Origin of the sequence: Paenibacillus sp. 19GGS1-52 (assembly GCF_022369515.1) — a bacterium.
GTDB lineage: Bacteria > Bacillota > Bacilli > Paenibacillales > Paenibacillaceae > Paenibacillus_AQ.
This window is the reverse complement of record NZ_CP059724.1, coordinates 860,755-886,836: the sequence shown is the minus strand read 5'-3', so window position 1 is coordinate 886,836 and position 26,082 is coordinate 860,755. Positions and strand designations below refer to the sequence as shown.

The 26,082-nt window shown below is 44.7% G+C and carries 19 protein-coding genes and 1 riboswitch; of the genes, 16 read left to right on the top strand and 3 right to left on the bottom strand.

What is annotated here, in order from left to right:
* Positions 1–344 precede the first annotated feature (344 nt).
* The gene (uvrB, locus tag H1230_RS03980) at positions 345–2,336 is read right to left on the bottom strand and encodes an excinuclease ABC subunit UvrB (RefSeq protein ID WP_239714340.1); all 1,992 of its coding nucleotides are present in this window, start codon (positions 2,334–2,336) and stop codon (positions 345–347) included.
* A 179-nt stretch (positions 2,337–2,515) separates the two neighbouring features.
* Here uvrB and H1230_RS03975 point away from each other — a divergent pair, with 179 nt between their 5' ends.
* Together H1230_RS03975 and H1230_RS03970 are read left to right on the top strand one after the other, a co-directional pair.
* Entirely contained in the window at positions 2,516–3,298 is a 783-nt protein-coding gene (locus tag H1230_RS03975; RefSeq protein WP_239714339.1) for a flagellar motor protein, read from the top strand.
* Complete coding sequence (locus H1230_RS03970; protein WP_239714338.1) at positions 3,295–4,170, top strand: flagellar motor protein MotB; 876 nt, start codon at positions 3,295–3,297, stop codon at positions 4,168–4,170. The genes H1230_RS03975 and H1230_RS03970 overlap by 4 nt, the downstream gene beginning before the upstream one ends.
* Positions 4,171–4,295: 125 nt before the next feature.
* Here H1230_RS03970 and gcvH read toward each other — a convergent pair whose 3' ends face one another.
* Positions 4,296–4,685 carry a glycine cleavage system protein GcvH gene (gcvH, locus tag H1230_RS03965; RefSeq protein ID WP_239714337.1) on the bottom strand — a complete coding sequence of 130 codons (390 nt, stop codon included), beginning with the start codon at positions 4,683–4,685 and terminating at the stop codon, positions 4,296–4,298.
* A 184-nt stretch (positions 4,686–4,869) separates the two neighbouring features.
* Positions 4,870–4,968: riboswitch (glycine riboswitch) on the top strand.
* Between the two features lie 192 nt (positions 4,969–5,160).
* On the opposite strand from gcvH, the gene gcvT reads away from it, so the two are divergent.
* Genes gcvT through gcvPB form a run of 3 tightly spaced genes read left to right on the top strand, consistent with a single transcriptional unit; the run spans position 5,161 to position 9,092 of the window.
* Positions 5,161–6,282, top strand: coding sequence for a glycine cleavage system aminomethyltransferase GcvT (gene gcvT / locus H1230_RS03960; RefSeq protein ID WP_239714336.1), 1,122 nt, complete (start codon positions 5,161–5,163; stop codon positions 6,280–6,282).
* Positions 6,283–7,635 carry an aminomethyl-transferring glycine dehydrogenase subunit GcvPA gene (gene gcvPA, locus H1230_RS03955; protein WP_239714335.1) on the top strand — a complete coding sequence of 451 codons (1,353 nt, stop codon included), beginning with the start codon at positions 6,283–6,285 and terminating at the stop codon, positions 7,633–7,635.
* Positions 7,632–9,092 carry an aminomethyl-transferring glycine dehydrogenase subunit GcvPB gene (gene gcvPB, locus H1230_RS03950; protein WP_239714334.1) on the top strand — a complete coding sequence of 487 codons (1,461 nt, stop codon included), beginning with the start codon at positions 7,632–7,634 and terminating at the stop codon, positions 9,090–9,092. Before gcvPA ends, gcvPB begins: the two co-directional genes overlap by 4 nt.
* Positions 9,093–9,222: 130 nt before the next feature.
* Here the strand turns inward: gcvPB and H1230_RS03945 are convergent, their stop codons facing one another.
* A complete protein-coding gene (locus tag H1230_RS03945) occupies positions 9,223–10,023 on the bottom strand; it encodes a LuxR C-terminal-related transcriptional regulator (protein WP_239717087.1) in 801 nt (266 codons plus the stop codon).
* Between the two features lie 367 nt (positions 10,024–10,390).
* Here H1230_RS03945 and H1230_RS03940 point away from each other — a divergent pair, with 367 nt between their 5' ends.
* From H1230_RS03940 to H1230_RS03890, 11 genes are all read left to right on the top strand, one after another.
* Positions 10,391–10,612, top strand: coding sequence for a hypothetical protein (locus H1230_RS03940; protein ID WP_239714333.1), 222 nt, complete (start codon positions 10,391–10,393; stop codon positions 10,610–10,612).
* A 693-nt stretch (positions 10,613–11,305) separates the two neighbouring features.
* On the top strand, positions 11,306–13,516 hold the full coding sequence (locus H1230_RS03935) for a peptidase domain-containing ABC transporter (RefSeq protein ID WP_239717085.1): 2,211 nt from the start codon (positions 11,306–11,308) through the stop codon (positions 13,514–13,516).
* Between the two features lie 4 nt (positions 13,517–13,520).
* Positions 13,521–15,179 carry a beta-barrel domain-containing protein gene (locus tag H1230_RS03930; protein ID WP_239714332.1) on the top strand — a complete coding sequence of 553 codons (1,659 nt, stop codon included), beginning with the start codon at positions 13,521–13,523 and terminating at the stop codon, positions 15,177–15,179.
* An 18-nt stretch (positions 15,180–15,197) separates the two neighbouring features.
* Positions 15,198–16,481, top strand: coding sequence for a TolC family protein (locus H1230_RS03925; protein ID WP_239714331.1), 1,284 nt, complete (start codon positions 15,198–15,200; stop codon positions 16,479–16,481).
* Positions 16,482–16,616: 135 nt separating this feature from the next.
* The gene (locus tag H1230_RS03920) at positions 16,617–17,798 is read left to right on the top strand and encodes a copper amine oxidase N-terminal domain-containing protein (RefSeq protein WP_239714330.1); all 1,182 of its coding nucleotides are present in this window, start codon (positions 16,617–16,619) and stop codon (positions 17,796–17,798) included.
* 214 nt (positions 17,799–18,012) lie between these two features.
* On the top strand, positions 18,013–19,041 hold the full coding sequence (locus H1230_RS03915; RefSeq protein ID WP_239714329.1) for an ABC transporter ATP-binding protein: 1,029 nt from the start codon (positions 18,013–18,015) through the stop codon (positions 19,039–19,041).
* A 5-nt stretch (positions 19,042–19,046) separates the two neighbouring features.
* A complete protein-coding gene (locus tag H1230_RS03910) occupies positions 19,047–19,847 on the top strand; it encodes an ABC transporter permease (RefSeq protein WP_239714328.1) in 801 nt (266 codons plus the stop codon).
* A complete protein-coding gene (locus tag H1230_RS03905) occupies positions 19,784–20,662 on the top strand; it encodes an ABC transporter permease (RefSeq protein ID WP_239714327.1) in 879 nt (292 codons plus the stop codon). Before H1230_RS03910 ends, H1230_RS03905 begins: the two co-directional genes overlap by 64 nt.
* 954 nt (positions 20,663–21,616) lie before the next feature.
* Complete coding sequence (locus tag H1230_RS03900; protein ID WP_239714326.1) at positions 21,617–23,407, top strand: sensor histidine kinase; 1,791 nt, start codon at positions 21,617–21,619, stop codon at positions 23,405–23,407.
* Positions 23,400–24,950, top strand: a complete 1,551-nt coding sequence (locus H1230_RS03895) for a response regulator transcription factor (protein ID WP_239714325.1) — start codon at positions 23,400–23,402, stop codon at positions 24,948–24,950. The genes H1230_RS03900 and H1230_RS03895 overlap by 8 nt, the downstream gene beginning before the upstream one ends.
* A gap of 166 nt (positions 24,951–25,116) precedes the next feature.
* Positions 25,117–26,073 carry an ABC transporter permease gene (locus tag H1230_RS03890; protein ID WP_239714324.1) on the top strand — a complete coding sequence of 319 codons (957 nt, stop codon included), beginning with the start codon at positions 25,117–25,119 and terminating at the stop codon, positions 26,071–26,073.
* The last annotated feature ends 9 nt before the right edge of the window (positions 26,074–26,082 follow it).

Sequence of the window (26,082 nt, the reverse complement as noted above, 5' to 3'; positions counted from 1 at the left end):
CCTTAGCCAAGGGAGGGCCCCAAGGGCTGCGCCCTCTGGACACCCGCATGGTTGGCGAAGGAGAATGGTGGGAACGTTGTTTGTTACTGTGTGCTTGGAACGCTTGTCCCTACGGGACCGCTTGAACGTTAGGCGCGGTTAAGTGCGGTGCGAAGAGCGGCTCTCCCGTCGGGAATCGACTGTTCACCGCAGACGCGGTGACGCTCTAAAAACTGTAACGTACACAAGATTGCTATCCCTGCGGAAAACGCTAAATTTTGAACAGGTCATCATTATTTAAAAAGAACGGCCTGGACAGCGCCGTTCGGGCTTTACATCAAACGCGGGTGGAATAATAGAAATAATTACTCTGCCCGCAACTCCAGCAATGCATCGCGCAGCTCGGCTGCGCGTTCGAATTGTAGGTCTTTGGCGGCTTTCTTCATCTCGGCTTCCAGACGCACTATCAGACTCTGGCGATCCTTCTTGCTCATCTTGCCGCCGACACCTGTGAGGTAATCGGCTTTGGCTTCGGCAACCTTTGTGGCTTCGATAATATCGCGTACTTTCTTATTGATCGTTGTGGGTGTAATACCATGCTCCTCATTATGAGCAGCCTGAATGATACGGCGGCGTGTGGTTTCACCGATAGCCTTTTCCATAGAGTCAGTTATTCGGTCTGCATACATAATTACGCGACCCTCGGAGTTACGGGCAGCACGGCCCATGGTCTGGATTAGCGAACGCTCTGAGCGAAGAAAGCCCTCTTTGTCGGCATCCAGAATAGCAACCAATGATACTTCCGGTAAGTCTAATCCTTCTCTTAACAAGTTAATACCCACAAGCACATGAAATGTACCGAGCCGGAGATCACGCAGGATCGCCATCCGCTCCAGAGTCTTGATATCAGAGTGCATGTAGCGTACCTTGATGCCAATTTCCTTAAAGTAATCGGTCAGATCCTCAGACATCTTCTTCGTCAAGGTCGTAACCAGCACACGCTCATCACGTGCAACCCGGTCGTGGATTTCACTGATCAGATCATCGATCTGACCTTCTGAAGGGCGAACCTCTATCGTCGGGTCCAAGAGACCCGTCGGTCGGATAATCTGCTGCACCATCGTCTCGCAGTGCTCTATTTCATAGGGTCCAGGTGTAGCGGAGACATATATAACCTGCTTCACCTTTTTCTCGAATTCCTCAAACTGGAGCGGTCGATTATCAAGCGCAGACGGGAGACGGAAGCCATGCTCCACCAAGACCGTCTTACGCGCCCGGTCACCGTTGTACATTCCGCGAATCTGCGGCAATGTCACATGGGACTCATCCACAACAATCAGCAGGTCATCAGGGAAATAGTCCATTAAGGTAAATGGAGTTGCTCCAGGCTCACGGAAGGTGAGCGGGCCGGAATAGTTCTCAATCCCAGAGCAGAAACCTACCTCGTTCATCATCTCAATATCATAACGTGTCCGCTGCTCCAACCGTTGAGCTTCCAGAAGCTTGCCGGCATCACGGAGCACTGTCAACCTTTCTTCCAGTTCCCGCTCAATGTTAACGAGCGCCACTCGCATCGTTTCTTCTTTGGTTACAAAGTGAGAAGCCGGAAAAATAGCGATATGATCACGTTCCGCAATTAGCTCACCTGTCAGAACATCAATCTCGGTAATCCGCTCTACCTCATCCCCGAACAGTTCTACTCGGATCGCATGCTCACCTTGCGAAGCTGGGAAGATTTCAACTACGTCACCGCGCACACGGAAGGTTCCGCGCACAAAATTGATATCATTACGCTGGTACTGAATATCCACAAGCCGGCTCAGAATCTGAGCGCGTGGCTTCTCCATCCCTACTCGCAGTGACAATAGAAGGCTTCCGTATTCCTCCGGAGAACCAAGACCGTAAATACATGATACACTGGCTACTATGATCACATCGCGTCGTTCAAATAAAGAACTGGTCGCGGAGTGGCGCAGCTTATCAATCTCTTCGTTTATGCTGGAGTCTTTCTCGATGTAAGTATCAGAGGAGGGAATGTAAGCTTCTGGCTGGTAATAATCGTAGTAGCTGACGAAGTAATCTACCGAATTATGCGGGAAAAATTCCTTGAACTCACTCGCTAGCTGTGCAGCCAAGGTCTTATTGTGTGCAATCACCAGCGTTGGACGGTTTAACTTGGAAATCACTTGTGCGATGGTAAAGGTCTTGCCTGTACCCGTTGCTCCCAGCAGCGTCTGTTCTCTCTTGCCCTGCCGGATGCCTTCTAATAACTCCTCAATGGCACGAGGCTGATCGCCCTGGGGTGTGTACTCGGACTCCAATTCGAAAGTCTTCGTACTAACGACAATATCGTTCATTTGCCCGTCTCCCCTCTATCGTCTAAAATATATGAATATATTATAATTGTTGTCTGAATGTTATCACTCCATACTAAAGTGAAAAATATGGAAGATAGGAATACGTGTTCCCGTTCATTATACATTGTTGCCCAGATCGATGCAAACCATAATACAGAGAAATTTAAGGAGCTTGAATCATGGATATCACTTCAATAATTGGTTTATTAGCAGGCGTAATTGCATTAATCGGCGGTTTTATCTGGGAGGGCGGCAGCCTATCCGGTCTGCTACAGCTGAATGCTGCATTAATTGTGTTTGGAGGCACCTTCGCCGCTGTGATGATCAGCTTTACCGCTTCCAGATTGCGCTCCATACCTGCAGCATTACGTTTGGCCTTCGGCCGCAATCCCAATAATGATGAAGAGAAAGCCGAAGAAATCATCTCTATGGCAGCTATTACCCGCCGCGGTGGTGTTTTGGCCTTGGAAAAAAGAGCAGAGGCGCATCCCGATCCCTTCACCCGCGAAGGACTGCTGCTTATTATCGACGGTACTGATCCTGATCAAGTCCGGCAGATTTTGGAGCTGGAGATGGACGCTAGGGAACTACAACATGAAAGCTACGCCAAAATTTTTGAAGCAGCCGGTGGTTACGCGCCTACAATGGGCATAATTGGTACGGTTATGGGACTTATACGTGTACTCAGCAATCTTTCTGACCCTTCCAACTTGGGGGCTTCGATCGCTGTGGCCTTTACAGCCACACTATACGGTGTCGCAAGCGCCAATCTACTCTTCCTTCCCATCGCTTCCAAGATCAGAGCGCAGAGTCAAAGCCAAGTCCATAGTATGGAGATGCTGCTCGTCGGTATTCTTTCTCTGCAGAATGGAGATCCGCAGCACTTGGTGCGCAAGAAGCTGAGTTCCTTCATGACCGAATCTTCCAGTGATGAGCGTTCTGTGGCAAGAGGCTTCTTATGAGACGAAAAGAGCGGCGCAAGCGGCGAACAAGCGGCCATGAAAGCCGTGACCGCTGGATGATCACATACGCTGATCTGATTACACTTTTACTTATTTTTTTCGTGATTATGTTTGCCATGAGCAGCCTTGACACGGAGAAATATAAAATTGTAACGGGATCACTATCAGATACTTTTAAGGCTGGTGGTTCTATCTTAGATGGGAGCAACGGGATTCTGGATGCCGGACAAGGAAAAGACAATAGCGGAGTGAACAATGGAGTAAAGCCTACCCAGACGCCGGAAAGTACAAGTGGAGCTAAACCAACTTCCGGAAGCAGTATCGGTAATGGAGCGGGAAGCGCTACTTCTGAAACTGATATGGGTACACCTTCGGCACGTGAGCAAGCTTTTCGCGAGCAAGAGGCCAAACTCGCTGACCTGATGGGTGTCATCACCAAGTATGTGAAGGATAACAATCTGGGGGACCAGATTTTCGTAGCGGACAAGCCGCAGGGCATCGCTATTACACTGAGCGACCGCTTTCTGTTTGATATCGGTCAGGCGGACCTGAAACCCATCTCCTTACCTGTTCTCCATCAACTGGGCGGTCTGTTCAACGGGATTGGTGCAACAATCAGCATCGAAGGGCATACCGATAATATACCGGTATCCGCGGGTTCACGTTATAACGATAACTGGGAGCTGTCCGGCGCCCGTGCACTTTCTGTATTGCGCTTCTTTCTGGACACTGAAGGGCTGAATCCGGCTGACTTTCAGTATGCAGGATATGCGGATACTCGACCAACGGCGAACAATAATACGCCAGCGGGTCGACAAAAAAACCGTCGTGTAGCCATCACAGTGCTGCGACAGTTGCAGGCAGAAGAATAAGCAGCAGCCAAGACAAAATTCCTTAATTAGTAGAATACAAAACACAAAAAGACAGCGCTCAAACATTAGTTACATCCAATGTGAGAGAGTTGTCTTTTTCAATGAAATTTAGTTACTAAATTTAATTATTCGCCGACTAATTCACGATAAGCAGCCGCATTAAGTAAGCCCGAAGCAGCGTCCGCAAAGTCACCCTCAAGCTCCAATTCAAAAATCCATCCCCCGCTGTATGGCTGGTCGTTGATCAGTTCCGGGCTGGCCTCCAGCGCGTCATTAATCTTAGTCACTGTGCCCGATACAGGCGAATATAATTCAGAGACAGTCTTAACAGATTCAATGCTGCCTACGCTGTCACCAGCTGTTATGGCTGCTCCGATCTCCGGGAATTCTACAAATACGATATCGCCTAATAAATGCTGAGCATGATCCGTAATTCCTACACGTACAATCCGTCCTTGTCCCTCTGCCCATTCATGCTCTTCGCTGTATAGCAGATTGTCTAATACTTCGCTCATTCCAAGCCGCCTCTTTTCGTAAATGTGGAGTTACAAATTTAGTTATAGCCTAAGTTATCGACCTGCAACATGTCAACATAACTAACAGGAAATTTAAATTTGTCATCTTTTTGACGTTTTTTTGTTGACAGCGATACTGTATACCAAGTTTAATGGAGACAGTAGAAAATTATACGGTTTGCGAATGATGGCATAGGGAGAGACTGTCTCGATAAGAAGACAGCGCCGAAGGAGTAAGCCTGATAAGGGTGAATCTCTCAGGCAAAAGGACCTTTGCCGGACGCATCTCTGGAGAGCATCAAGTACTGCCACACAGTAGTACTCTGGTCACCAACGGGGAAACCTGCCCCAATTATGGCTTGCGGCAGGGTAACTCTCAGGTACAAAGGACAGAGCGGAAGATTAAAATATGCGTTAGCATATTTGTCTTCCGCCTGTCCTTTTTTGTCTGTAATCAACCAAGGGGAGTGACAACATGGATGCTTTGAAAAGAACGCCTTTTTATGATCTCTACGCGCAATTTCCCGAGTCCAGGTGTATTGATTTCGGTGGCTGGGAACTGCCCGTTCAGTTTACAGGTATCGTGAAGGAGCATGATGCGGTCCGCCAGCAGGCTGGGCTGTTTGATGTATCACATATGGGTGAGTTCATGGTAACAGGAAGTGACGCAGAAGCTTTTTTGCAGCAAATGACGACCAATGATGTCAGCCGCCTCCAAGACGGCGGGGCGCAATATACGCTGCTCTGCTATCCGACCGGAGGTGTAGTTGACGATTTGCTGGTATACCGCCTCGCTGAAGGTCGTTACATGCTGGTGGTAAATGCCTCGAATATTGACAAGGACTTTCAATGGCTGCAAGAACATCTATCCTCTGACTTCGGTGACGTCACGCTTATCAATGTCTCTGACGATACGCTGCTGCTGGCGCTACAGGGTCCACTCGCAGAGAAGATTCTCGCTACGGTTACCGACGCTCCAATCGGTGAGCTGAAGCCCTTTCATTTTATCGAACATGCTACAGTCTGCGGCGTTGAAGTGCTGCTCTCCCGTACCGGCTATACCGGTGAAGACGGCTTTGAGCTTTACGCACCGCTGGATACTGCGGCAACACTATGGAATGGTCTGCTGACAGCCGGTGCACCGTACGGGTTAACACCGACAGGTCTTGGCGCCCGTGACACACTGCGCTTTGAAGCGAAGCTGCCGCTCTACGGTCAGGAGCTTTCGGCAGACATTACGCCGCTTGAAGCCGGAGTTCAGTTTTTTGTAAAGCTGGACAAAGTGGACTTCATCGGCCGCGAGGCTCTTGTGCAGCAAAAAGCAGCAGGTCTTCCCCGCCGTCTTGTCGGCCTGGAGATGATCGACCGCGGGATCGCCCGTTCGCACTATCCTGTGTACGCCGATGGTGTGAAGATCGGTGAAGTTACAACTGGAACCCAATCCCCTACGCTGAAGCGCAATCTTGGACTGGCGCTGCTGGATGCTGCCTATACTGAAATAGGCACAGAAATTCTCGTAGAGATCCGCGGCAAGCAGCTTAAGGCTGTCGTGATCAAGGCCCCTTTTTACAAAAAAAGTCAAGGAGTGAACCCATAAATGAAGCACCGTTATCTGCCTATGACCGAGCAAGACCGCAGCGAAATGATGGAAGTTGTCGGGATTCAGTCCATCGATGAGCTATTTTCCGATATTCCGGAGGCCGTTCGCTACAAGGGAACTATGCCCATGTCAGAACCACTGGACGAATACGCACTGCTGCGCCATATGAAAGCTTTGGCTGACAAGAATGCCGATTTTGATACTCATGCCAGCTTTCTCGGGGCTGGACTTTACGATCACCATATCCCGGTTGTGATCAACCATGTCATTTCCCGTTCCGAATTCTATACTGCCTATACACCTTACCAGCCGGAAATCAGCCAAGGTGAGCTGCAGGCGATTTTTGAATTCCAATCCTATATTTGCGAGTTAACGGGTATGAAGGTAGCCAATGCCAGTATGTACGATGGCGCCACCGCCTTCTCTGAAGCAGCAGTTCTCGCGGCCGGTGCGACTAGACGTAAAAAACTGATCGTTTCCCGTACAGTTCATCCAGAAGCTCGCCAATTACTGCGCACTTCTGCCAATGCTTGGGGTCTTGAGGTTGTGGAAATTGACTATAAAGATGGCGTGACCGATCTGGCTAAACTGGCTGCCGCGATTGATGGCGATACCGCCGCTGTGCTGGTGCAATCACCGAACTTCTTTGGCGGCATCGAGGATCTTCGCGCGGTCGAGCCGTTGATCCACGCCGTTAAAGGCCTGTTCGTTGTCAGCGCCAACCCAATTGCGCTCGGTGTACTGGAAACTCCAGGCAAGCTCGGCGCCGATATCGTGGTCGGCGATGCCCAGCCTCTTGGTATTCCAGCTTCACTCGGCGGTCCAACCTGCGGCTTCTTCGCCGTAGCTGAACCGCTGATGCGCCGCATACCAGGCCGGATCGTGGGCCAGACCGTTGATCGCAACGGTAAACGCGGCTTCGTGCTAACCCTGCAGGCGCGTGAGCAGCATATCCGGCGCGAGAAAGCGACATCGAACATCTGCTCCAATCAGGCGCTGCTGGCACTTTGCGCTTCAGTCTACTTGTCCGTGATGGGCAAGGAAGGCATGCGTGAGGTAGGCGAGCTGAACATTCGCAAAAGCCATTATGCCGCTGGCAAGCTCGGCGAGCTAACAGGTGCTACGCTAACCTTCACTGCTCCGTTCTTTAATGAATTTGTCTTGAAGCTTCCTGAAGGAAGCAATGTCAAAGCTATCAATTCCAAGCTGATTAAGGAAGGTTATATCGGCGGCTACGATCTGGGCCTCGACTATCCTGAGCTTGCTGGACATATGTTGATTGCCGTCACAGAAAAGAGAAGCAAGACTGAAATCGACCAATTCGCTAGCGTACTGGAGGGCTGTGTATGAAACCGGAACAAAGTCTGATCTTTGAATTAAGCCGCCTGGGCCGCTCGGCCTATTCCCTGCCTCTATGCGATGTGCCTGAGGAACAAAGTATATCCTCCATGATTCCTGAAGGGCTGCTGCGCAGCCAGCCGGTAGTTCTGCCGGAAGTGTCCGAAGTGGATGTCATCCGCCACTACACCGCCCTTTCCCGCCGTAACTTCGGGGTCGACAACGGCTTCTATCCACTCGGCTCTTGTACGATGAAATACAATCCGAAGATCAATGAAGATGTGGCCCGCTTCCCCGGTCTGGCCAAGATCCACCCTTACCAGCCGGAAGAAAGTATTCAGGGTGCACTTGAACTTATGTATACTCTGCAAAAAGATCTGACCGCGCTGACCGGCATGGATGCCGTCTCCCTGCAGCCTGCGGCAGGTGCTCACGGGGAATGGACCGGCCTAATGATGATCCGCGCCTATCACGAGAGCCGCGGCGAGACCCGTACCAAGGTTATCGTGCCCGATTCCTCGCACGGTACCAACCCCGCCAGCGCCTCTGCTGCCGGACTGGATACGGTAACGATTCCTTCCAATGATAAGGGAATGGTCGATCTTGTAGCCCTCAGAGCCGCCGTCGGCAGCGACACCGCTGCACTGATGCTGACTAACCCAAGTACATTAGGATTATTCGAGACGCAAATCGTAGAGATTGCTACAATCGTGCACGAAGCAGGCGGCTTGCTCTATTACGACGGAGCCAACTCCAATGCCATTATGGGCATTACCCGCCCCGGCGATATGGGCTTCGACGTGGTGCATTTGAATCTGCACAAGACGATGAGCACCCCGCATGGTGGCGGGGGTCCAGGAGCCGGACCTGTCGGCGTGAAGGCTAGACTTATTCCTTTCCTGCCACAGCCAACCGTAGCGAAAAAAGAAAATGGCAGCTTCACACTCGACTTTGGTGGCCCGCAGTCCATCGGCCGTGTTAAAGCTTTCTATGGCAACTTCGGCATTCTGGTCCGGGCCTATGCCTATATCCGCACCTACGGTCCGGATGGTCTGCGCGAAGTGTCCGAAAATGCTGTGCTGAACGCCAATTATATGATGCACCGTTTAGCGCCATATTTTGAAATTCCTTTTCCAGGCATCTGCAAGCATGAATTCGTCATGTCTGGCAGGAACCTCAAGCAATACGGTGTGCGCACATTAGATGTAGCTAAACGGTTGCTCGACTTCGGCTACCACCCACCAACCATTTATTTCCCGATTACGGTGGAGGAATGTATGATGATTGAGCCAACCGAAACGGAAAGCAAAGAAACGCTCGACGGCTTCATCGATACGATGATCCAGATCGTCAAGGAAGCCCAAGAAACGCCGGAGATTGTCATCAATGCACCTCATACCACGGAGATCAGCCGTTTGGATGAGACACAAGCAGCGCGTAAGCCAGTGTTGAATTGTTCTTGCGGTTGAGACTGAGCTGAGGTTCGTTCCGATGAACAAATAAAATAAAGCGGCTAATCCCCACGTCAGTAGTAGACATGGAGGATTAGCCGCTTTTTTATGACTAAAATGAGCCGTGGCACTAGTTACTGTGATTGAATTAATGTGCAAGCTTCTTGGCGAACTGCCATCTGTCACTAACGTTCAGCTTCGCATAAATACTCTTGATCATATTTCGCACAGTGCCTTCACTGATCCCTAACTCAGTCGAGGCGTGGAGTGCGCTTTTTTCCATTAACCATAAAAGAGCTACTTCTTTCTCTCTTGCAGTCAGCTTATAATCGTTAAAGCTAGTCTCAAGTCTGTAGCGTTGCAGATCTGAATTCTTATTCATCCATTTCTCCATAATATTCTCGGCTATCTGCTGTACAAAAGGAATAGCGAATTCGATCTGTTGCCCTCTATTAAAGGAGATATCCACGTATCCTTGTACAGCTCCATCCAAATATAGCGGAGCACATACACAGTTCCAGTCCTTAAACGTAGCATCTGAGTGCTCTTCCCCTCTCACAACTCCAATACAATCCATCTCCATCGCAAGCGAAACAGCATTTAAACCCGAATATTGCTTGGATAAACATACTCCTGTATCTAGACCAACCTTATTCATATCCTCTTGCATGTCTGGCGAAGAACTTATTAGATCAAGAATATAACCATATTCATCGGCCAGAAAGATTATAAAAGGAATAGATATGTACCCACTAATTTTCATCATCTCAGTGCGAATGGCTTGAATCATTGCTGTATGATAGACCGATTTTTTTTCATTCACAGAAAATGCATTGAAGGAACTATGTAATTTCAAATCAGCAAACTCTATTTGTTTAAAGGAGCTGGATAGCTGTTCTTCTAAGTCATCTAATAAATACCATAATTTTGCATTTCCTTCAATTGTCACCAAAAAAATCACGCCTCCTGAAATCCATCAATTGCATAATAAGAATATATCACCCTATTTCTGGGAAATCAAATTGCATATATCAGAAAAAATAGTCACTAAAAGGTTGTCCGTTTGTAGAACCAAAACTTTTATTAATGGTTTTTGAAAATGTTTATTCTATCATATTAAAGATTTATAGTAAATATGTGGTAAAGGATATTCTTGGATTAAATATTAAAGTATAAAGTTTGCTAAGTGGAATGCTTTATTGGGACATGCTGATACTTTTTTTATTATCAATAATTTTAGAGGAGGCAAGAAATTAAAGAAATTGGTTTTATACTATACTACACAAGTCTGGTTTATAAAAAGAGGAGGAATTTAAATGGAACTTACAATGAGTCCAAATTTTACAGATCTCGATATTAATGAACTGCATTCAATTGATGGTGGTAAGAACTGGTTTGAAGTCGCTGTTGGGGCTATCACTTTAGTTGGCTCTGTAGCTGCATTAGTAGCAGCACCTGAAATAACTGTTCCAGTTGTCTTGGCATATTATAGCGGATTGGGCGCTGCTGGGGATTATTTCTATAACGGAATGAAGTAAACAAACGCTAGACTTGTGTAGTACTTATCGCTTTCTATTGTGTAGTATATTATAAAACTTATCTCCAAGTGAAATCAGGTGCATGTTATGAAAAGAAATTTACCCTATATATTTTCATTAGCGTTGTTTTCAATTTTATCAAATATTATACTTTTTATTAATTTCATTATTAAAGATTACACTAAAGAAGCAGACTTTATGAGTTCGCTTCTGGTCCTTCTCTTTATCTCTTCATTGCTTTTTCTCTTTTCGCGGTCTATTTATACCCAACAATTGACACATGGAGAAAAAAGTGTACGGAAATTAACCCGAATAATTATTTTATTAAGTTGGACGGATCTGTTATTTGTTTCATTTGCTTTAATTGAAGGGATTCATGCGGAACAAAATCCATTTACCAATTCATCTGTAATCTATTCGTGGATCTTAATTTCTTTCTTAATCGTAGTTGTCTATTTATGTGAAAAAAAGTTTGGTAATTTAGATAGGGATTAAGGATACTCATTTCAGCAACAGGCGATGTACCGGGAGAGGATTACTCATTAGACAATGAACTCTACATAACCTTTTATACAATATATATTTAAATTAAACCGTGGGTTATACATCGCGGTTTTTCTTCTTTTATGATCAAAAGCTTAAGATTAAAACCTGATTTCTTTGAATTTAATTATAACTTAGGTGGGGATTCTCCTGTTTAAAAAATACATATCCATTAAACAGTATGATTTAAAAGATTGCGGAGCTGCCTGTCTTGCAACAATATCCAAACAATATGGGCTTAAATATCCGATCTCGAAAATCCGTGAAGCAGCAGGTACCGATAAACAAGGCACAAATGCCTATGGTTTAATAAAAGCTGCCGAAAAACTGGGTTTCACAGTAAAGGCTGTAAAAGGGAACCAAGAAGTGTTCTTCGAAAAGTTCCCCCTCCCCGCCATTGCCCATGTCATTATAGATCAATCCTTATTACACTACGTTGTGATCCATAAAATAACAAAGAAAGAAGTCCTTGTAGCCGACCCAGCCAAAGGAATTGTTAAATACACTCCTGAGGATTTCTTTAATATCTGGACTGGTGTTCTTATTCTGATGGTGCCCACTCCACAATTTAAAAAGGGCGACCTTACTAAGGGCTTGTTCTCCCGTTTTTTTGGACTGCTTATCCCTCAAAAAAGAATGCTTCTGGGGATATTTTTTACATCCATGCTATATACAGTGTTGGGTATACTATCAGCCTTCTATTTTCAGTTTCTTCTAGATGAAATCCTTCCTTTTGGATTAAAAAAAACGCTTAACATTATATCTGCAGGGGTCATTATCCTTTATGCCTTTCAAATATTACTGAATGCCTTTCGTAGTCATATTTTGTTGAATTTGAGCCAAAAACTCGATATTTCGCTCATCCTTGGTTATTACCACCATGTATTAAAACTGCCCATGAACTTTTTCGGCACACGTAAGACTGGGGAAATTATCTCGCGGCTTATGGATGCTTCGAAAGTACGTGATGCGATCTCCAGCGCCACACTAACCATGATGATCGATATTATTATGGTTATCGCAGGGGGAATTATTCTTTATATGCAAAGCTCCCTTTTATTTGGGGTGACTATTGTTATGGTTCCTTTATATCTAGCATTAGTATGGGGTTTTCATAAACCCTTTGATCGCTTGAACCGGGAACAAATGGAGAAAAACGCCCAACTCACTTCATATATTGTTGAATCGATAGATGGTATTGAAACTGTAAAAGCCTATCACGCAGAAGCAAAAGTAGGTTTTGAAACCGAACAGAAATTCATTTCATTCCTGAAGTCGGTATTCAGTTTCGGTCTTTTCAACAATATTCAAGCTTCCCTCAAAAGCTTCGTGCAACTTGTTGGAGGCGCAGCTATCCTGTGGGTCGGAGCTAATCAAGTAATTAAGGGCAATATGACAATGGGGCAACTGATCACCTATAACTCCTTGCTTGCCTACTTTCTGCAACCCATACAGAATCTGATCAACCTTCAGCCCACCCTACAGACGGCAGTCGTAGCTGCTGACCGATTGGGAGAAATTCTTGATTTGGAAGCGGAGAAGCATGAGGACGAAGATAAAAAAATCCAGCCTTCCTCCCTTAAGGGTGATATTCAATTTAACAATGTCAGCTTCCGCTATGGAACGCGCTCACTCGTGCTTCAAGATATAGATCTTACCCTCAGAGAGGGTGAGAAAATTGCCTTTGTTGGCGAGAGTGGTTCAGGTAAAACAACACTGATTAAGTTGATTATGCAGTTTTATAGCCATGAGAAGGGCGAAATCCTAATTAAGGACTACAACATCAAGGACATTCACCTCGATAGTTTAAGGCAGCGGATTGCATATATCTCTCAGGATACCTTCTTTTTTAGCGGAACCATCCGAGAGAACCTTTGCTTGGGTATAGAGAATGAAATAGAGTTGGAACGTGTTATACAGGCATGCCAGACAGCCCAGGCCCATGAGTTTATTAATCAGCTTCCGCTCCGTTATAACACCCTGCTAGAAGAGAATGCCACCAATATTTCCGGAGGGCAGAAACAGCGGCTGGCTATAGCAAGAGCGGTTCTCAAGCAGCCTGACATCCTCATCATGGACGAAGCCACTAGCAATCTGGATTCTACAACGGAAAAGGCCGTATCTGAGACCATTAACGCCTTTGAAGATATGACGATTATTATTATTGCTCATCGGCTAAGTACCATTATGCGTTGTGACCGAATCTATGTAATGGATCAAGGGCGAATCATTGAGCATGGAACACATGAACAGCTTCTAAGTAATCGAGGTAAATACTATGGATTATGGAAAGATCAGCTTCCCGGAATTGAACATAAGCAAGAACATCAGCTGCAGTACGCTGTGGGAATAGAGGTATAACAACATGAACGGAATGATTCGTGATCTCTCGGAAATGTCCGACAGCAGAGAAATTATGGAGTCCAAAACCAATCCTGTAATTTCTGTGTTCATACTGATTGTATTTATTCTATTGGCTGCTGCTTTCACATGGTCCTTCTATGGACAGATGGATGTAGTAGCGAAAGCTTCAGCAGTGGTTAGACCCAACGAGAAGGTTAGCACTATCCAATCTTCCTTGATTGGGAAAGTAGAGGACGTTTATATCCATGAAGGAATGCAGGTGCAACGTGGAGCTAAGCTAATCAGCTTTGAGCATAAAGATTTGGATATTGAACTCTTGAATCAACAATCGGAATTAAATAAGCTAACACGGAAACTTCAGTACCTCCAACAGTATAAGCAAAGCATTAACGATCTGAACAATCTTTTTTCGCCGCACCAAGCGAATGAAGCATACTACTACGATATGGTAGAACAATTTCTATTGGAATACCAACAACAACAACAAATTTATGAAACCACCAAAAATCAGCTTGCAAGCGCCATCCAAGAGAATACCGGATCACAAGAAACGATTCTTGGAAACTTGCATTCAAGTGAGAATAAATCACTACAGGATAAGAATGATCTAGAGAGGAAAAAGAAAATTCTGGTGACAGAGTTAACGAATGAGAAGCAGCTTGCACAATCGATCAACGAAAATCGGAATTTGCTACCTCCCTTTGATACCAAGCGAACGGAGCAATATAAGACATACCAGATTAAGTATGTACAGCTAACAAAGCTATCTGCAGAAAAAAAAGCGATTTATGACCGATCTCTCAGCTTAGGAGAACGCCTGGTATCAAAGTCACAAATTGAAGAAGATCAACAGCAATATAATTCCGCTCTACTACAGACTAGCCAATATCAGCACGAAGCTCTATTAAGTACAGCGAGCAATATTACTGACTATAGCAGCCAGTTAGAAGAGTTGCAGGCCAGCTTAACCTTTCTGACAGAAGGTAAAGATCCCTCTGTCTCAGAGCGGGAAGCTCTGAAGTTGCAGCAAAAACAATTATCTGAGAAACAAACGGATCTGCTGCAACAGAAAGAGCTTGGTACAACATCCGAAGAAACCACCTTGGAAAAGCTGAAACTTGATCGCATTGTACAGATTCATTCCGTAATTGAAGATGAGCAGAAAAATCTGAATATTTTGCTTGAGAATGTAAAGCAGCTTGAGGTAGAAAAAGAGAAGAAAATCCTTGTTGCTCCCATAACAGGGACCGTTAACATTCTAAAAGAGACTAATGCCGGTGACATTGTGCAGCCAGGCGAATCTTTAATGGCAATCATTCCGACTAATGAGTCCAAATATAAGATGAGCATCGCAGTTCCCAATTCTGAAGCAGGAAAAATATCGCTAGGCAATCAAGTGGATTTGAACTTTGCGGCCTTCCCGAAACAAAGTTTCGGTTCACTAAGGGGAACCATTACCTCTATTAGTACAGATTCAATGGTGCAGCAAAACGGATTAAGCTATTACCTTGTAGAAGCGACAATTCCAAACACTCCACTTGAGAATCGCCGGGGAGAACGAGGAGAGCTTCGGGTAGGTATGACCGCAAATGCATCTATCATCACGGACTCCAAGAAAATTATTGATTTCATTCTCGAAAAAATCAATTTGAAAGAGTAAGGGGTGAATGACGGCCAAATGATTAAAAAATCAGTACTTATTTTACTAACCTGCTTTCTTCTTTCTATACCACAGGCGATGACAATATTTGCCGACCCTCTGGAACTAAAAAGTACAAAGGCTCTTTCCATAGAGGAAGCAGTTCAGTTATCAATCGCAAACTATGCCGATATCCAGTTGGCGAATTGGAAGGTGGTACTAAGTGATGCTCAGCTCTCTTATGTAGACTCGGAAAAGAGGAAATTAGAGGGGAAAGACGTAGCTGTAACAAGTGGAAACCTACCCACTGCTCCAGAGTATTATTTAAATAGTATTCCTAACTATGACCGATTGAGCGATGAAGATAAAGCGGCCATTAATCAATCTATTGCTATCCAAATTATGATTAATTCCTCCATGAATCAATTGATCAATGCCCAAACCGCTAGCCAAAATAGCTATAACCAGCAGCAAAAAGAAAGTCAGCTTCAGGACTTTAATGATCAACTGCGATCTTTAGAAACCGATAGAGTGTTAAGCAGATTAGAATTACAGAAATCACAGGCTCTTATTCGCTACTATACAATCCAGAAGTACTACCAGTTATCCTCTTTGAGAGCTACTATTGAATACGGTAAGAAAGAACAACAATATTGGAGTACTCAAGTTAAGGATGCTCTAAAATTGTACAGCAACGGATTAATATCAAAAAAAGAATTAGAGGATAGCCAGGTTAAAGAGCGCCAGCAAGAAGCAGCATTAGAACTTGATACCAGTAGCTTCCAGTCCCAAATAGACTTCTTTACACAAGCACTAGGCTTATCTGAGTACAAAGAAGTAATTCTGGAAGAAGTTCCCCTGCTAGACATTCCGGAACCCGGAAGCTGGAGTATGGCCTTCAAACTTGAGGATAATTTCGATTTAAAAGAGGCAGATGCCAAGATCAAGCTGGCCAAAGAAAATTTAGATATAGTCAAATCCTCCGAACCCGAACTTAAAACCTACTACACAATTCTTTGGTCCAGCCAGATCGGGAATAAAAACATTTTGCAGCAACAGTGTGAACAGAAGCTGGCGGAGTATAAAGCTGAGGCTAATGCATTCTATGCCCAATATTCACAACTTAAAGAACAACATGAACAGCTTTTCCAGACTGTTGAGGACAGTAATACACTATTTAGTAAAGGGTTAATATCAGTTGCTGAGAAAGATAAGAACGAACTGGAATTGATAACCTTAGCCCAGAAAATAGATAAACAAAAATCAGATTATGCTATTTTTCTGGAGAAAATAAAACTAGCCAATAACGGGATTATTCTCTAAAAAAGCACAGCATACTATCATAACATAATTCCTATTAACAAAGAACATACAACACTGGATATTCCCAATACTGGAATCGGTCTATAGGATTAGAAGATATGTTCATATTCGCACAAAAAAGGAGATTATCCAGGAATGAAAATAATACCCGGTTTAGTAGCAACCCTCGTGTTATCCAGTATGCTAAGTTTACCCGCCTTTGCTGCAGGACAGCCTATTTCCGTCCAAATCAATCAGCAAAAGCTTGATTTATCAAAATACACACCTCTAAATGATCACGGCACCGTCATGGTTCCCTTTCGTCCTATTTTTGAGAAGCTGGGCTTACAGGTATCCTGGGATGCCGCAACAGGCTCTATTACAGGTACCAAAGCGGGCCTCGTCATTAAACTGCGAATTGGCAGCAAACAGGCCAGCATCAATGGTGTCGTTAAGCAGCTAACCCTTGCTCCAAAAGTGATTGATAATGCCACTTACATTCCCCTGCGATTTGTGGGCGAAGCGACGGGGAACGAAATCAGTTGGGATGCGAAGCAACAAGCCGTTGCTATTAATGTGTTGCAGGCCAGCGTTGATCCGAAAGAAATCAATTCTTTTTTTGAAAAATACATTACCTATTCCAATAATGAGAACTACGACGGATTCATGGCTCTTATTGATCCACAATCTCCACTTGCCGGGATTGGCCCGCAAATAAAGAGTCAAATGGAGGCATTCGATCTCACTTCGTCGATAAAGCAATTAGAGATTATTGACCTGCAACCCAAGGAAGCAACGGTGCATACTGTTGAAACTACCAAACGGATCAGTGGCCCTTTCATGCTGGACAACACAGCGGATTATGTATATGGGCTAACCAAAGATGTAAGTGGGACTGGCTGGAAAATCAGCAATTTGCAAATTAACGCGATCCAGTACACGCTCCCTGAGGGAATATTATCCGCCGATATTTCCATTCCGAAGACTGAGGAGAACCAAATATTATCCATGCTTGCAGCCAACACGAAATATACAAATGAAGAAAATCTGGATGGTGTATTAGCAACAATTGATGGAGAAGCGCTCGTCCAGGAACAGAATAAACAGGCCTACAGTCAAATTTTCAACACCTACGATTTGTTATTCACCACTGAATCCACCAAAATCATTAATTATACAGAGGATACCGCGGCTGTGTATGTTGTTCAGACAACGAAGAAACTTAAAGGTCCCGAATTTCAAGATAATCGTTCCATAATCGTTAGTACACTGAAGAAATCAGCAGATGGCTTGTGGAAACTCGAGCAAAGCTTTGTCATAAAAACTGACAAACTCTAAGAATTAAACTATAACCTTTACAGATAAACGAAGAGCAGCTATTCCCAGTCTGAAAAAGATCTGGTGAGTAGCTGCTTTTGTTTGCAGAACTCGTCATGGTCAAGTAAATATGTTTATGCTGTCGATAAAAAGTGCTAGTTTCCGACAATTTGCCTGTGCTATATTTACTTAATGATCATTTTTTGGGATAAATAGTATTAGGGAGGGGTATTTTTTGAGTATTATTGAAGCCAGAGAGCTATCTAAATCTTTTAGGCAAGCGGTCAAGGAGCCTGGATTACAGGGGGCGGTCAAGCATCTATTTGCCCCTAGGCATATCGAGAAGATTGCGGTTCAGCCGCTCGACCTCACTGTTGAAGCTGGAGAAACGGTCGCCTACTTAGGGCCCAATGGTGCAGGCAAATCAACCACGATTAAAATGCTAACCGGAATATTGACACCTTCTTCAGGCACCATCTCTGTAAACGGTATCAATCCTTATAAGAAAAGAATGGAGAATGCCGCCCAAATCGGGGCTGTCTTCGGACAACGCACACAATTATGGTGGGACATTCCGATCCTAGAATCCTTTTCATTGCTTAAGGATATTTATCAAATTCCCGAGGCTGTCTATAAGACAAATATGGATCAGTTTATTGAGCTGCTGGGCATGAGTGAATTTATTCACTTATCAGCACGAAAGCTCTCCTTGGGTCAACGGATGCGCGCCGATCTCGCTGCTTCCTTATTACATAATCCGCCGATTCTATATCTGGATGAACCTACTATCGGCCTAGATGTATCCGTCAAACAGAAAATTCGCGAGTTCATTAAAAAGATAAATCAAGAGCAGCAGACTACCGTTATGTTGACTACCCACGATCTGGGTGACATTGAGGATTTATGCAAACGGCTTATAATTATCGATCATGGAGCGATCATCTATGATGGAAGCCTGAAAGAAGTAAAATCTAATTTCGCCAGAGAACGCATCGTTTTCTTCCAGGTTGCCTCACCACTGCCTGCCCTGCTTAAGCAATTAGCGCAAGCTCCAGATATAAAGCTGGAAATTCAAAGTGAACTGGAATTCTCGCTATCCTTTGACCGGTTTGAATATACCGCCAGTGAAATTGTAGGCCGGGTCATGAAGCATGGTGAGGTCCTCGACTTCCGAATGGAAGATGCCAACATCGAGCAAGTGATCAAAGCCGTTTATGACGGAAATTTGGATCTGAAGCATAGCAGACCACAGGAAGGAGCCTAATCTCCATGTCCGTAGTCAAGAAGTATAGCAGTATTACGAATCGTTCGTTACAGAATGTGCTGGCTTACCGCACCTCTTATGTCATTACCTTTTTATCCAATTTCGTGAACCTGCTGGCGATCTATTTCTTATGGCAAGGGATCTTTAATGGCCGGGCATCAGTCGGTGGATATACGTGGGATCAGATGAGGACTTATTTGCTTATTACCTTCCTCGCTAATTCTGTTCTGTCCTGGTATTCCGAAACCGCTATTTCCACGAAGATTCTGGATGGAAGTGTCGCTGCCGATTTACTAAAGCCGATCGATTTCCAAAGTGCCCGCTTCGCTGAAACGTTAGGCACAAGCCTGCTTGAAGGAGGCATGAGCACAGTCCTTATTGGTATATTTATCCTCTTCACTTCAGGCGTGAACTTTCCGCATTCGCCTTTGGTCTACGTGCTATTTGCGATTAGTCTACTGGGGGCTATGCTCGTGAAGTTTGGCGTTGTTTATCTAGCCGCTTTATTATGCTTCTGGTCCACAGGTTCTATGGGTATTGTCTGGGCGCGAATTGCCGTCACAAATCTATTATCTGGGGCATTGGTTCCGTTGGCTTTTTTCCCAGATTGGTTAGAGCGGGTGGCGTTACTGCTGCCATTTCAAAGTATCATTCACACCCCTACTGTAATCTTTCTAGAGCAAGCTACTGCCTGGGAGAGTTTAGCGTTGATTGGTGTCCAATGCTTCTGGGGGATTGCCTTGTGGATCGCCGGAAAATGCATGTGGAACTGGGCGGTTCGGCAAGTGACCATTCATGGGGGTTAGAGGGGAGGAATTATACAATGCAGCTTTCACGTGTCATTTATCTCTATAAAAGAATGTATGCCCAACAGCTAAAAGCGATTATGGAATATAACAAGGATTTCTACATCTTATTGTGTTCAGCCGCATTAACTCAGGTGCTCGGATTTATTTTTTTAAGCGTTATTTATAATCAAATACCCGATATCAACGGCTGGAAGTTCTGGGAAGTCTCGTTTATGTACGCGATGATCTTTCTTACCGAAGGAATTGGCTCATTATTTTTTGAGGGAACTTGGAGATTAAGTGGTTTGGTGAACCGCGGCGAGCTGGATCGTTATCTGCTTCGACCTGTGCCCATCGTTCTCCAAGTATTCTGTACGGGGATTGGCGTCAATGGATTGGGCAATTTGCTTATTGGTGGTGTGATTATCTGGCAATCGCTGATACATAGTCATATTCATTGGTCTTTTGCCAAAATAGCTGTTACTTTATTGCTTCTGGTGTCCGCCGTGATTATCCGGGTATCCATCAATTTGGTCGGCAACTCGGCGGCCTTCTGGATTCGCAATGCCGGCAACGCCTTCCCATTAATGGTACATAGTATGGCTGATCTGGCTAAATATCCAGTTACCCTGTTCAATCAGGGAGTACGCATCCTTATTTCCACGGTGCTTCCTTATGCCTTCATCAGCTTTTATCCTGCGACCTATATTTTTGAGAAAAGCGGATGGTCTGGTTGGTGGATGCTAGCCCCCGTCGTTGCTATTGGAAGTGCTGCTGCAGCCTATAACATTTTCCGGTTCGGGCTTACGCGTTATGAGAGTACGGGAAATTAGGCACATAGGGCATCGAAGTTCATAGGTGGACTGAGAATCCACTATTTTCATAAATACCCCCTATTTCATTACCCTTGCGGACAGAGGTTCCGCTATTACGTGGATACAACGTCTTTTTGCACCAAATTTGGCTCCATAGCGGTTTCTCTGTCCGTCAAAATAGAAATAGGGTGTATTTGGAGTAAATAGCGTCTGCTGTGTCCGCCTAAGTCGTCCAATCTACCTTTTGTGCCCTGTACTGCTAACTCAAGTTTTCCGCCTCCGTGACTGTTTACTAGATCGCAAAGAAAGAGGTGCACAATGCTTCGTACCGGCTATTCACTCGTAGCTTTAAGTATAATTACTGCTGCTCTTTCTTATATTTTATTAGGTGGAAACTACGCCTTCTTGGTAATGTCCAGCTATTCCCTCTTGTTCCTGCTCGGCTACAGATTTCTCAAAGGGAAAAAAAGTTTAAATCTAATCCCTCTGTTTACGATCCATATCTTCTTCACCCTCTACAACATCATATATATCCCTCTAAAAAAAATAATGGGAGTCGATTTATATGCGGTGAATTGGAGAATTAGCGTCCAATTGGTGTTCCCTTTCCTCATCGGAATTAGTATTAGAGCTCTGGTCATTGGTTATTCAAGGAAATCAAGCAGGTGATGAGTTGATACCGGAGTTGTAATTCAGACCGTCTCTATCAACTCTTTTTTGTTCATTTAGTATTGTTAGAGGAATGTTATCTCGATAAGGCATGCTCGTCCATTACAAAAAAGATAAAATAATACAATGAATGTATATTTGGCTATATTTCAAGAAATAGAGTTTAACGTTATAATACATTGTAAGCGTTATCACCTTTTGGAGGAAAGGAGGTATTTCTTATTGTCTAGTTAGATTTTGTTATTGTCCAATCCGTCGAACGAATAAATTACCCATTCCATCAAGCCAAAGGATGGTCCTGCTGTGTATACCAATATCATCCGTTTTATGAATGATCTGAAGCTCAGGACAAAACTATTCTTATCATTTGGTTGTGTAGTGCTTATCCCCGTATTGATTGTTGGCGTGTTCCTGACCCGCGAGCTGCGAAATATGGCGCTGAATAATGCCCTGGAGCAAATCACAGCAAATGTTGAACGTGTTAAGAAAAGAACTGGTGATATGCTTAATGTGCCCTACGATATTTCCTATCGCCTCTCCAATGACAATCGGCTGGAGGAAGCGGCAAATCACCGTTATGAGACGGTCTATGATGTGGTTCAGGCCTACTGGAACTACCCTGACTTCCGGGAATTTGTCCGGCTGTATAGGGAAGTATCCAGTGTCCGCCTCTATATAGACAATCCGACAATTATTGATAATTGGGAGTTCCTGCAACCGGATGAAGCCGTGACTCAACAAGACTGGTATACGACGGCTCTCGCTCAGAGAGGGTTGATCTCTTGGAATTATATTCGGGATAGTCGAAACAATAAATATTATCTCAGTTTAATCCGAAAGATTGATTTTCTGGAGCAGCGGACACACGGTGTTCTGATTATTAATGTGAATACGGATATGCTGAATTCAATCCTGAATCAGGAAGCTTTTGAAACTATCATTGTTGATGAGCATGACAATATCGTTGCTTCTAACCGCCTAGATATGCTAGGCAAAACCCTGCTTGATATTAACTTAAAGTCTGTAAGTCATTTTGCAGGGCAAGGACCCTATGACGTTACTATAGAAGGTAAACATTCGAAAATGCTGATTGATGATTGGCATCCCGGAGCAAGCTTGAACTCCTTACGGATCATCTCCATTTTTTCAGTCGAAAGTATTGTAAGCGAAGCTAATCATATTATCCTCTTGGCGTTTTCGGTCATTTCAGCCGCTTTAGTCATGGCCATTGTGCTTATTTACTACTTCTCGCGATTGCTTGCTAAGAGAATGCTTCATCTTAGCAAGCATATCTCGAAAGTTGCCTCTGGGAACCTCGGGGTTACCCTTGTCATTGACGGCAAAGACGAAATCGGCCAGTTAGCCAGGCAGTTTAATCATATGGTCCGTAATATCAACGAATTGGTGGTCGAGGTACAGGAATCCAACCGTCAGAAGAGCGAGATTGAACTTCGACAGAATGAAATCAAATTTAAAATGATGGCCAGCCAGATCAATCCTCATTTTCTCTTCAACGCCTTGGAGACCATACGCATGAAGATCCATTTGCGGGGACACGGAGATATTGCCCAGGTCGTCCGTCTGCTAGGTAAAATGATGCGCAATAATCTGGAGGTCGGGAATGGTAAAATCGAGCTGCAACGCGAAATGGAGACGGTAAACTGTTATCTGGTCATTCAGAAATTCCGTTATGATGACAGGCTTACTTATGAGCTGCATGTAGATCCAAGAGCTGTACATATACCGATTCCTCCACTGATCATCCAGCCACTTGTTGAGAACTCTGTCATTCATGGCTTGGAGCGACAGATAACAGGCGGAATTGTACGGGTAGATGTACGGGTAGAGGGACAGCAGGTTATAGTGCAGGTTTCCGACAATGGAGCCGGCATATCCGAGCCGCGCATGTCTGAAATCCAGCAGTTGCTGGAGAGCAAGGATGACTTTGAGACGAATAATATCGGACTTCGCAATGTACATTTGCGGCTCCAATTAACCTATGGCCCCGACTATGGTCTGAGCATTGCCAGCCAAATCGGATTCGGAACGCAAATTAGCTTTGCGCTTCCCCTGAGGAGTGATTCATTTGTATAGTGTATTAATTGTCGATGATGAACTAGCCATCCGTGAAGGACTCCGTAGCTTATTGGATTGGGCAGCACTCGGCTTCATGGTGATTGATACAGCGGCAAATGCCATAGAGGCTAAGCAGAAATACGATCTCTATTCTCCTGACTTAATGATTATAGATATCCGCATGCCCGGTAAAGATGGTTTAGAGTTAATAGAAGAGCTACGCGCTGGGGATGCGGAGCTCCACATCATCATTCTTAGTGGATTTGCTGATTTCGGCTATGCCAAACGTGCGATGGCCTATGGTATCGACTGTTATTTACTAAAGCCTGTCGATGAGAATGAGCTGCAGCTATATTTAGTTAAGCTTGCTGGAGAGCTTATGGGTAGAAGCGCATCACATCGAAAAAATGATGCTGTTAAAGAGTGGAGCCGGGAGATGCTGGTCCAATCTGCACTGCTGGAGAATAATAATCAGGCCCTCTCCTCTCTGGAATTATCCGTCATTGAATCTGGTCTGATCTGGGATTCCTATCAAATTGTATTAATCAAACTCCTGCTTCAGGACTATGCAGACAGCGGACCGTCTACAGCTGTTAAGGCGCGGCTGGCGAAGAGCTTTGAAGATCATGACCGCGGCATTATCTTCTCTATGGATTCGTATTTAGGCATATTGTTTCAGCCTTCCTTCCAGAAGGAGCTGGTTCGTAAATTAATGTATCAGGATGTACAAGAAGCGGTAACCGCGCAAGGACTGGAATGTATCATAACCGCAGGGGATACCGTAGAAAGCTTTGACCTCCTCAGCCTATCCTACAATTCCGCACTTGTTCGGATGATGGATCATTTTTTCTACGACGAATCCGGGATTATTGGACCAGACTCCTTGAAGCTGAAAGAGCTGCTGCCAGTAAACGCTGGGGAGCTGGAGACGAAGCTGGAGGCGGTAACAGACAGACTTTATTTCGCGATGGATGTTGGCAATACAGAAGTTCTGCCTGCCTTGATTAGAGAAGCTGGTGCCATCATGATTGCCGCTGGATTATCCGAAATGGCTATCAAATCCAGATATGTGAGAATCGTCACCTGCCTATTCAATAAACTATCGATTCAATACAGACAGCTGGAATCTGGGAACAACCTCTTGGAGGAACAGGTACAACAGATCTATAAACATATCTCGCTATCCGTATTACAGCGTCATATCATTCAACTGCTTCACCAAAATGCAAGCGAAATCAACCGTGATGATATGGACGTCTTAATGAAGAGAATGTTTGATTTCATTAACCGCCATTATTCTGAAAATTTAAAATTGGAAGCATTAGCAGACGTATTTAATTATAGCAGTGCTTATTTAGGGAAACTATTCAAAATCATTTCCGGTTATTCCTTTAATACCTACTTGGATAAAGTACGCATCGAGAAGGCCAAAGAGCGCTTGAGTGAAGGCTGTAAGATTCATCAGGCTGCGAAGGAGACTGGGTTCAGCGACGTAGATTATTTTCGCGAAAAGTTTAAAAAGTACGAAGGGATCTCCCCCTCTGTGTATCGAAAAAAATAAATGATTAAGAAAATGCGCCTTTTTTATTAGGGCGTCTTTTTTTGCGTCATTTTCTGTAAGCGCTTACGAAAAGAGCTAATTTTCCCCTGTTTTTTAGATGAAATCTTCGGGTGTTTCCTTGCCTTCTTTTTATTTATGATTGGCTTATATAGGAGGAGGGACATATATGAAAGCGATTACCAAAAAAAATCAACTGGAGCCGAAGCCAACGGCAGCACGTTTCTGGCCTATTTTCTCACAACAAAAATATCTCTATATGATGGCTATGCCCTTTGTAGTCTGGGCTTTTGTGTTCAGTTATTTACCTTTATGGGGCTGGACCATGGCTTTTCAAAAGTACAAACCAGGAAAATCTTTTTTTGAACAAAAGTGGGTTGGCCTGCAATATTTCCGCGAACTGTTCCATGACGAGCAGTTCTATAATGCGCTGCGAAATACATTAGCCATGAGCATCATGGGCTTGCTAGCCGGCTTTATCATCCCTATCGTCTTCGCCGTACTTCTCAATGAACTCAGACTTCAGACTCTCAAACGTTTCGTACAAACCGTATCCTATCTGCCTCACTTTGTCTCCTGGGTCGTAGCCGCCGGCATTATTACCAAGATGTTGTCTACGGACAACGGCGCCGTGAATGATCTGCTAATGAGCCTGCATCTGATCAGTGAGCCGATCCAGTTCATGGCCAAAGGAAACTTCTTCTGGGGAATTGTGACCGCTTCTGATGTCTGGAAGGAAACCGGCTGGAACACGATCATCTATTTGGCCGCGATATCCGGAATTGGTCCAGAGCTTTATGAAGCGGCCAGAGTAGATGGCGCCAGCCGACTGCAACAGGTGCGGAATATTACACTGCCCGGGATTCGGACCACAATCATTATCCTTCTGATTATCTCCATCGGGCATCTGATCAGCATCGGATTTGAGAAGCAGTTTCTGCTTGGCAACAATCTGGTCCGCGACTATTCACAAACTCTTGATTTATACGCTCTGAACTACGGGCTTGGCATGGGACGCTTCTCGTTCGGTACAGCCATCAACATCTTCAATTCCGTTGTCAGTGTGTTCTTGCTTCTTCTAGCCAACGGTATCTTCAAGAAAATCACGAAGGAAAGCATCATTTAAAGGAGGTAC

Coding starts and splice junctions, on each gene's coding strand:
- uvrB (WP_239714340.1), bottom strand. CDS start 2,336: ATGAACGATATTGTCGTTAGTACGAAGACTTTCGAATTGGAGTCCGAG.
- H1230_RS03975 (WP_239714339.1), top strand. CDS start 2,516: ATGGATATCACTTCAATAATTGGTTTATTAGCAGGCGTAATTGCATTA.
- H1230_RS03970 (WP_239714338.1), top strand. CDS start 3,295: ATGAGACGAAAAGAGCGGCGCAAGCGGCGAACAAGCGGCCATGAAAGC.
- gcvH (WP_239714337.1), bottom strand. CDS start 4,685: ATGAGCGAAGTATTAGACAATCTGCTATACAGCGAAGAGCATGAATGG.
- gcvT (WP_239714336.1), top strand. CDS start 5,161: ATGGATGCTTTGAAAAGAACGCCTTTTTATGATCTCTACGCGCAATTT.
- gcvPA (WP_239714335.1), top strand. CDS start 6,283: ATGAAGCACCGTTATCTGCCTATGACCGAGCAAGACCGCAGCGAAATG.
- gcvPB (WP_239714334.1), top strand. CDS start 7,632: ATGAAACCGGAACAAAGTCTGATCTTTGAATTAAGCCGCCTGGGCCGC.
- H1230_RS03940 (WP_239714333.1), top strand. CDS start 10,391: ATGGAACTTACAATGAGTCCAAATTTTACAGATCTCGATATTAATGAA.
- H1230_RS03930 (WP_239714332.1), top strand. CDS start 13,521: ATGAACGGAATGATTCGTGATCTCTCGGAAATGTCCGACAGCAGAGAA.
- H1230_RS03925 (WP_239714331.1), top strand. CDS start 15,198: ATGATTAAAAAATCAGTACTTATTTTACTAACCTGCTTTCTTCTTTCT.
- H1230_RS03920 (WP_239714330.1), top strand. CDS start 16,617: ATGAAAATAATACCCGGTTTAGTAGCAACCCTCGTGTTATCCAGTATG.
- H1230_RS03910 (WP_239714328.1), top strand. CDS start 19,047: ATGTCCGTAGTCAAGAAGTATAGCAGTATTACGAATCGTTCGTTACAG.
- H1230_RS03890 (WP_239714324.1), top strand. CDS start 25,117: ATGAAAGCGATTACCAAAAAAAATCAACTGGAGCCGAAGCCAACGGCA.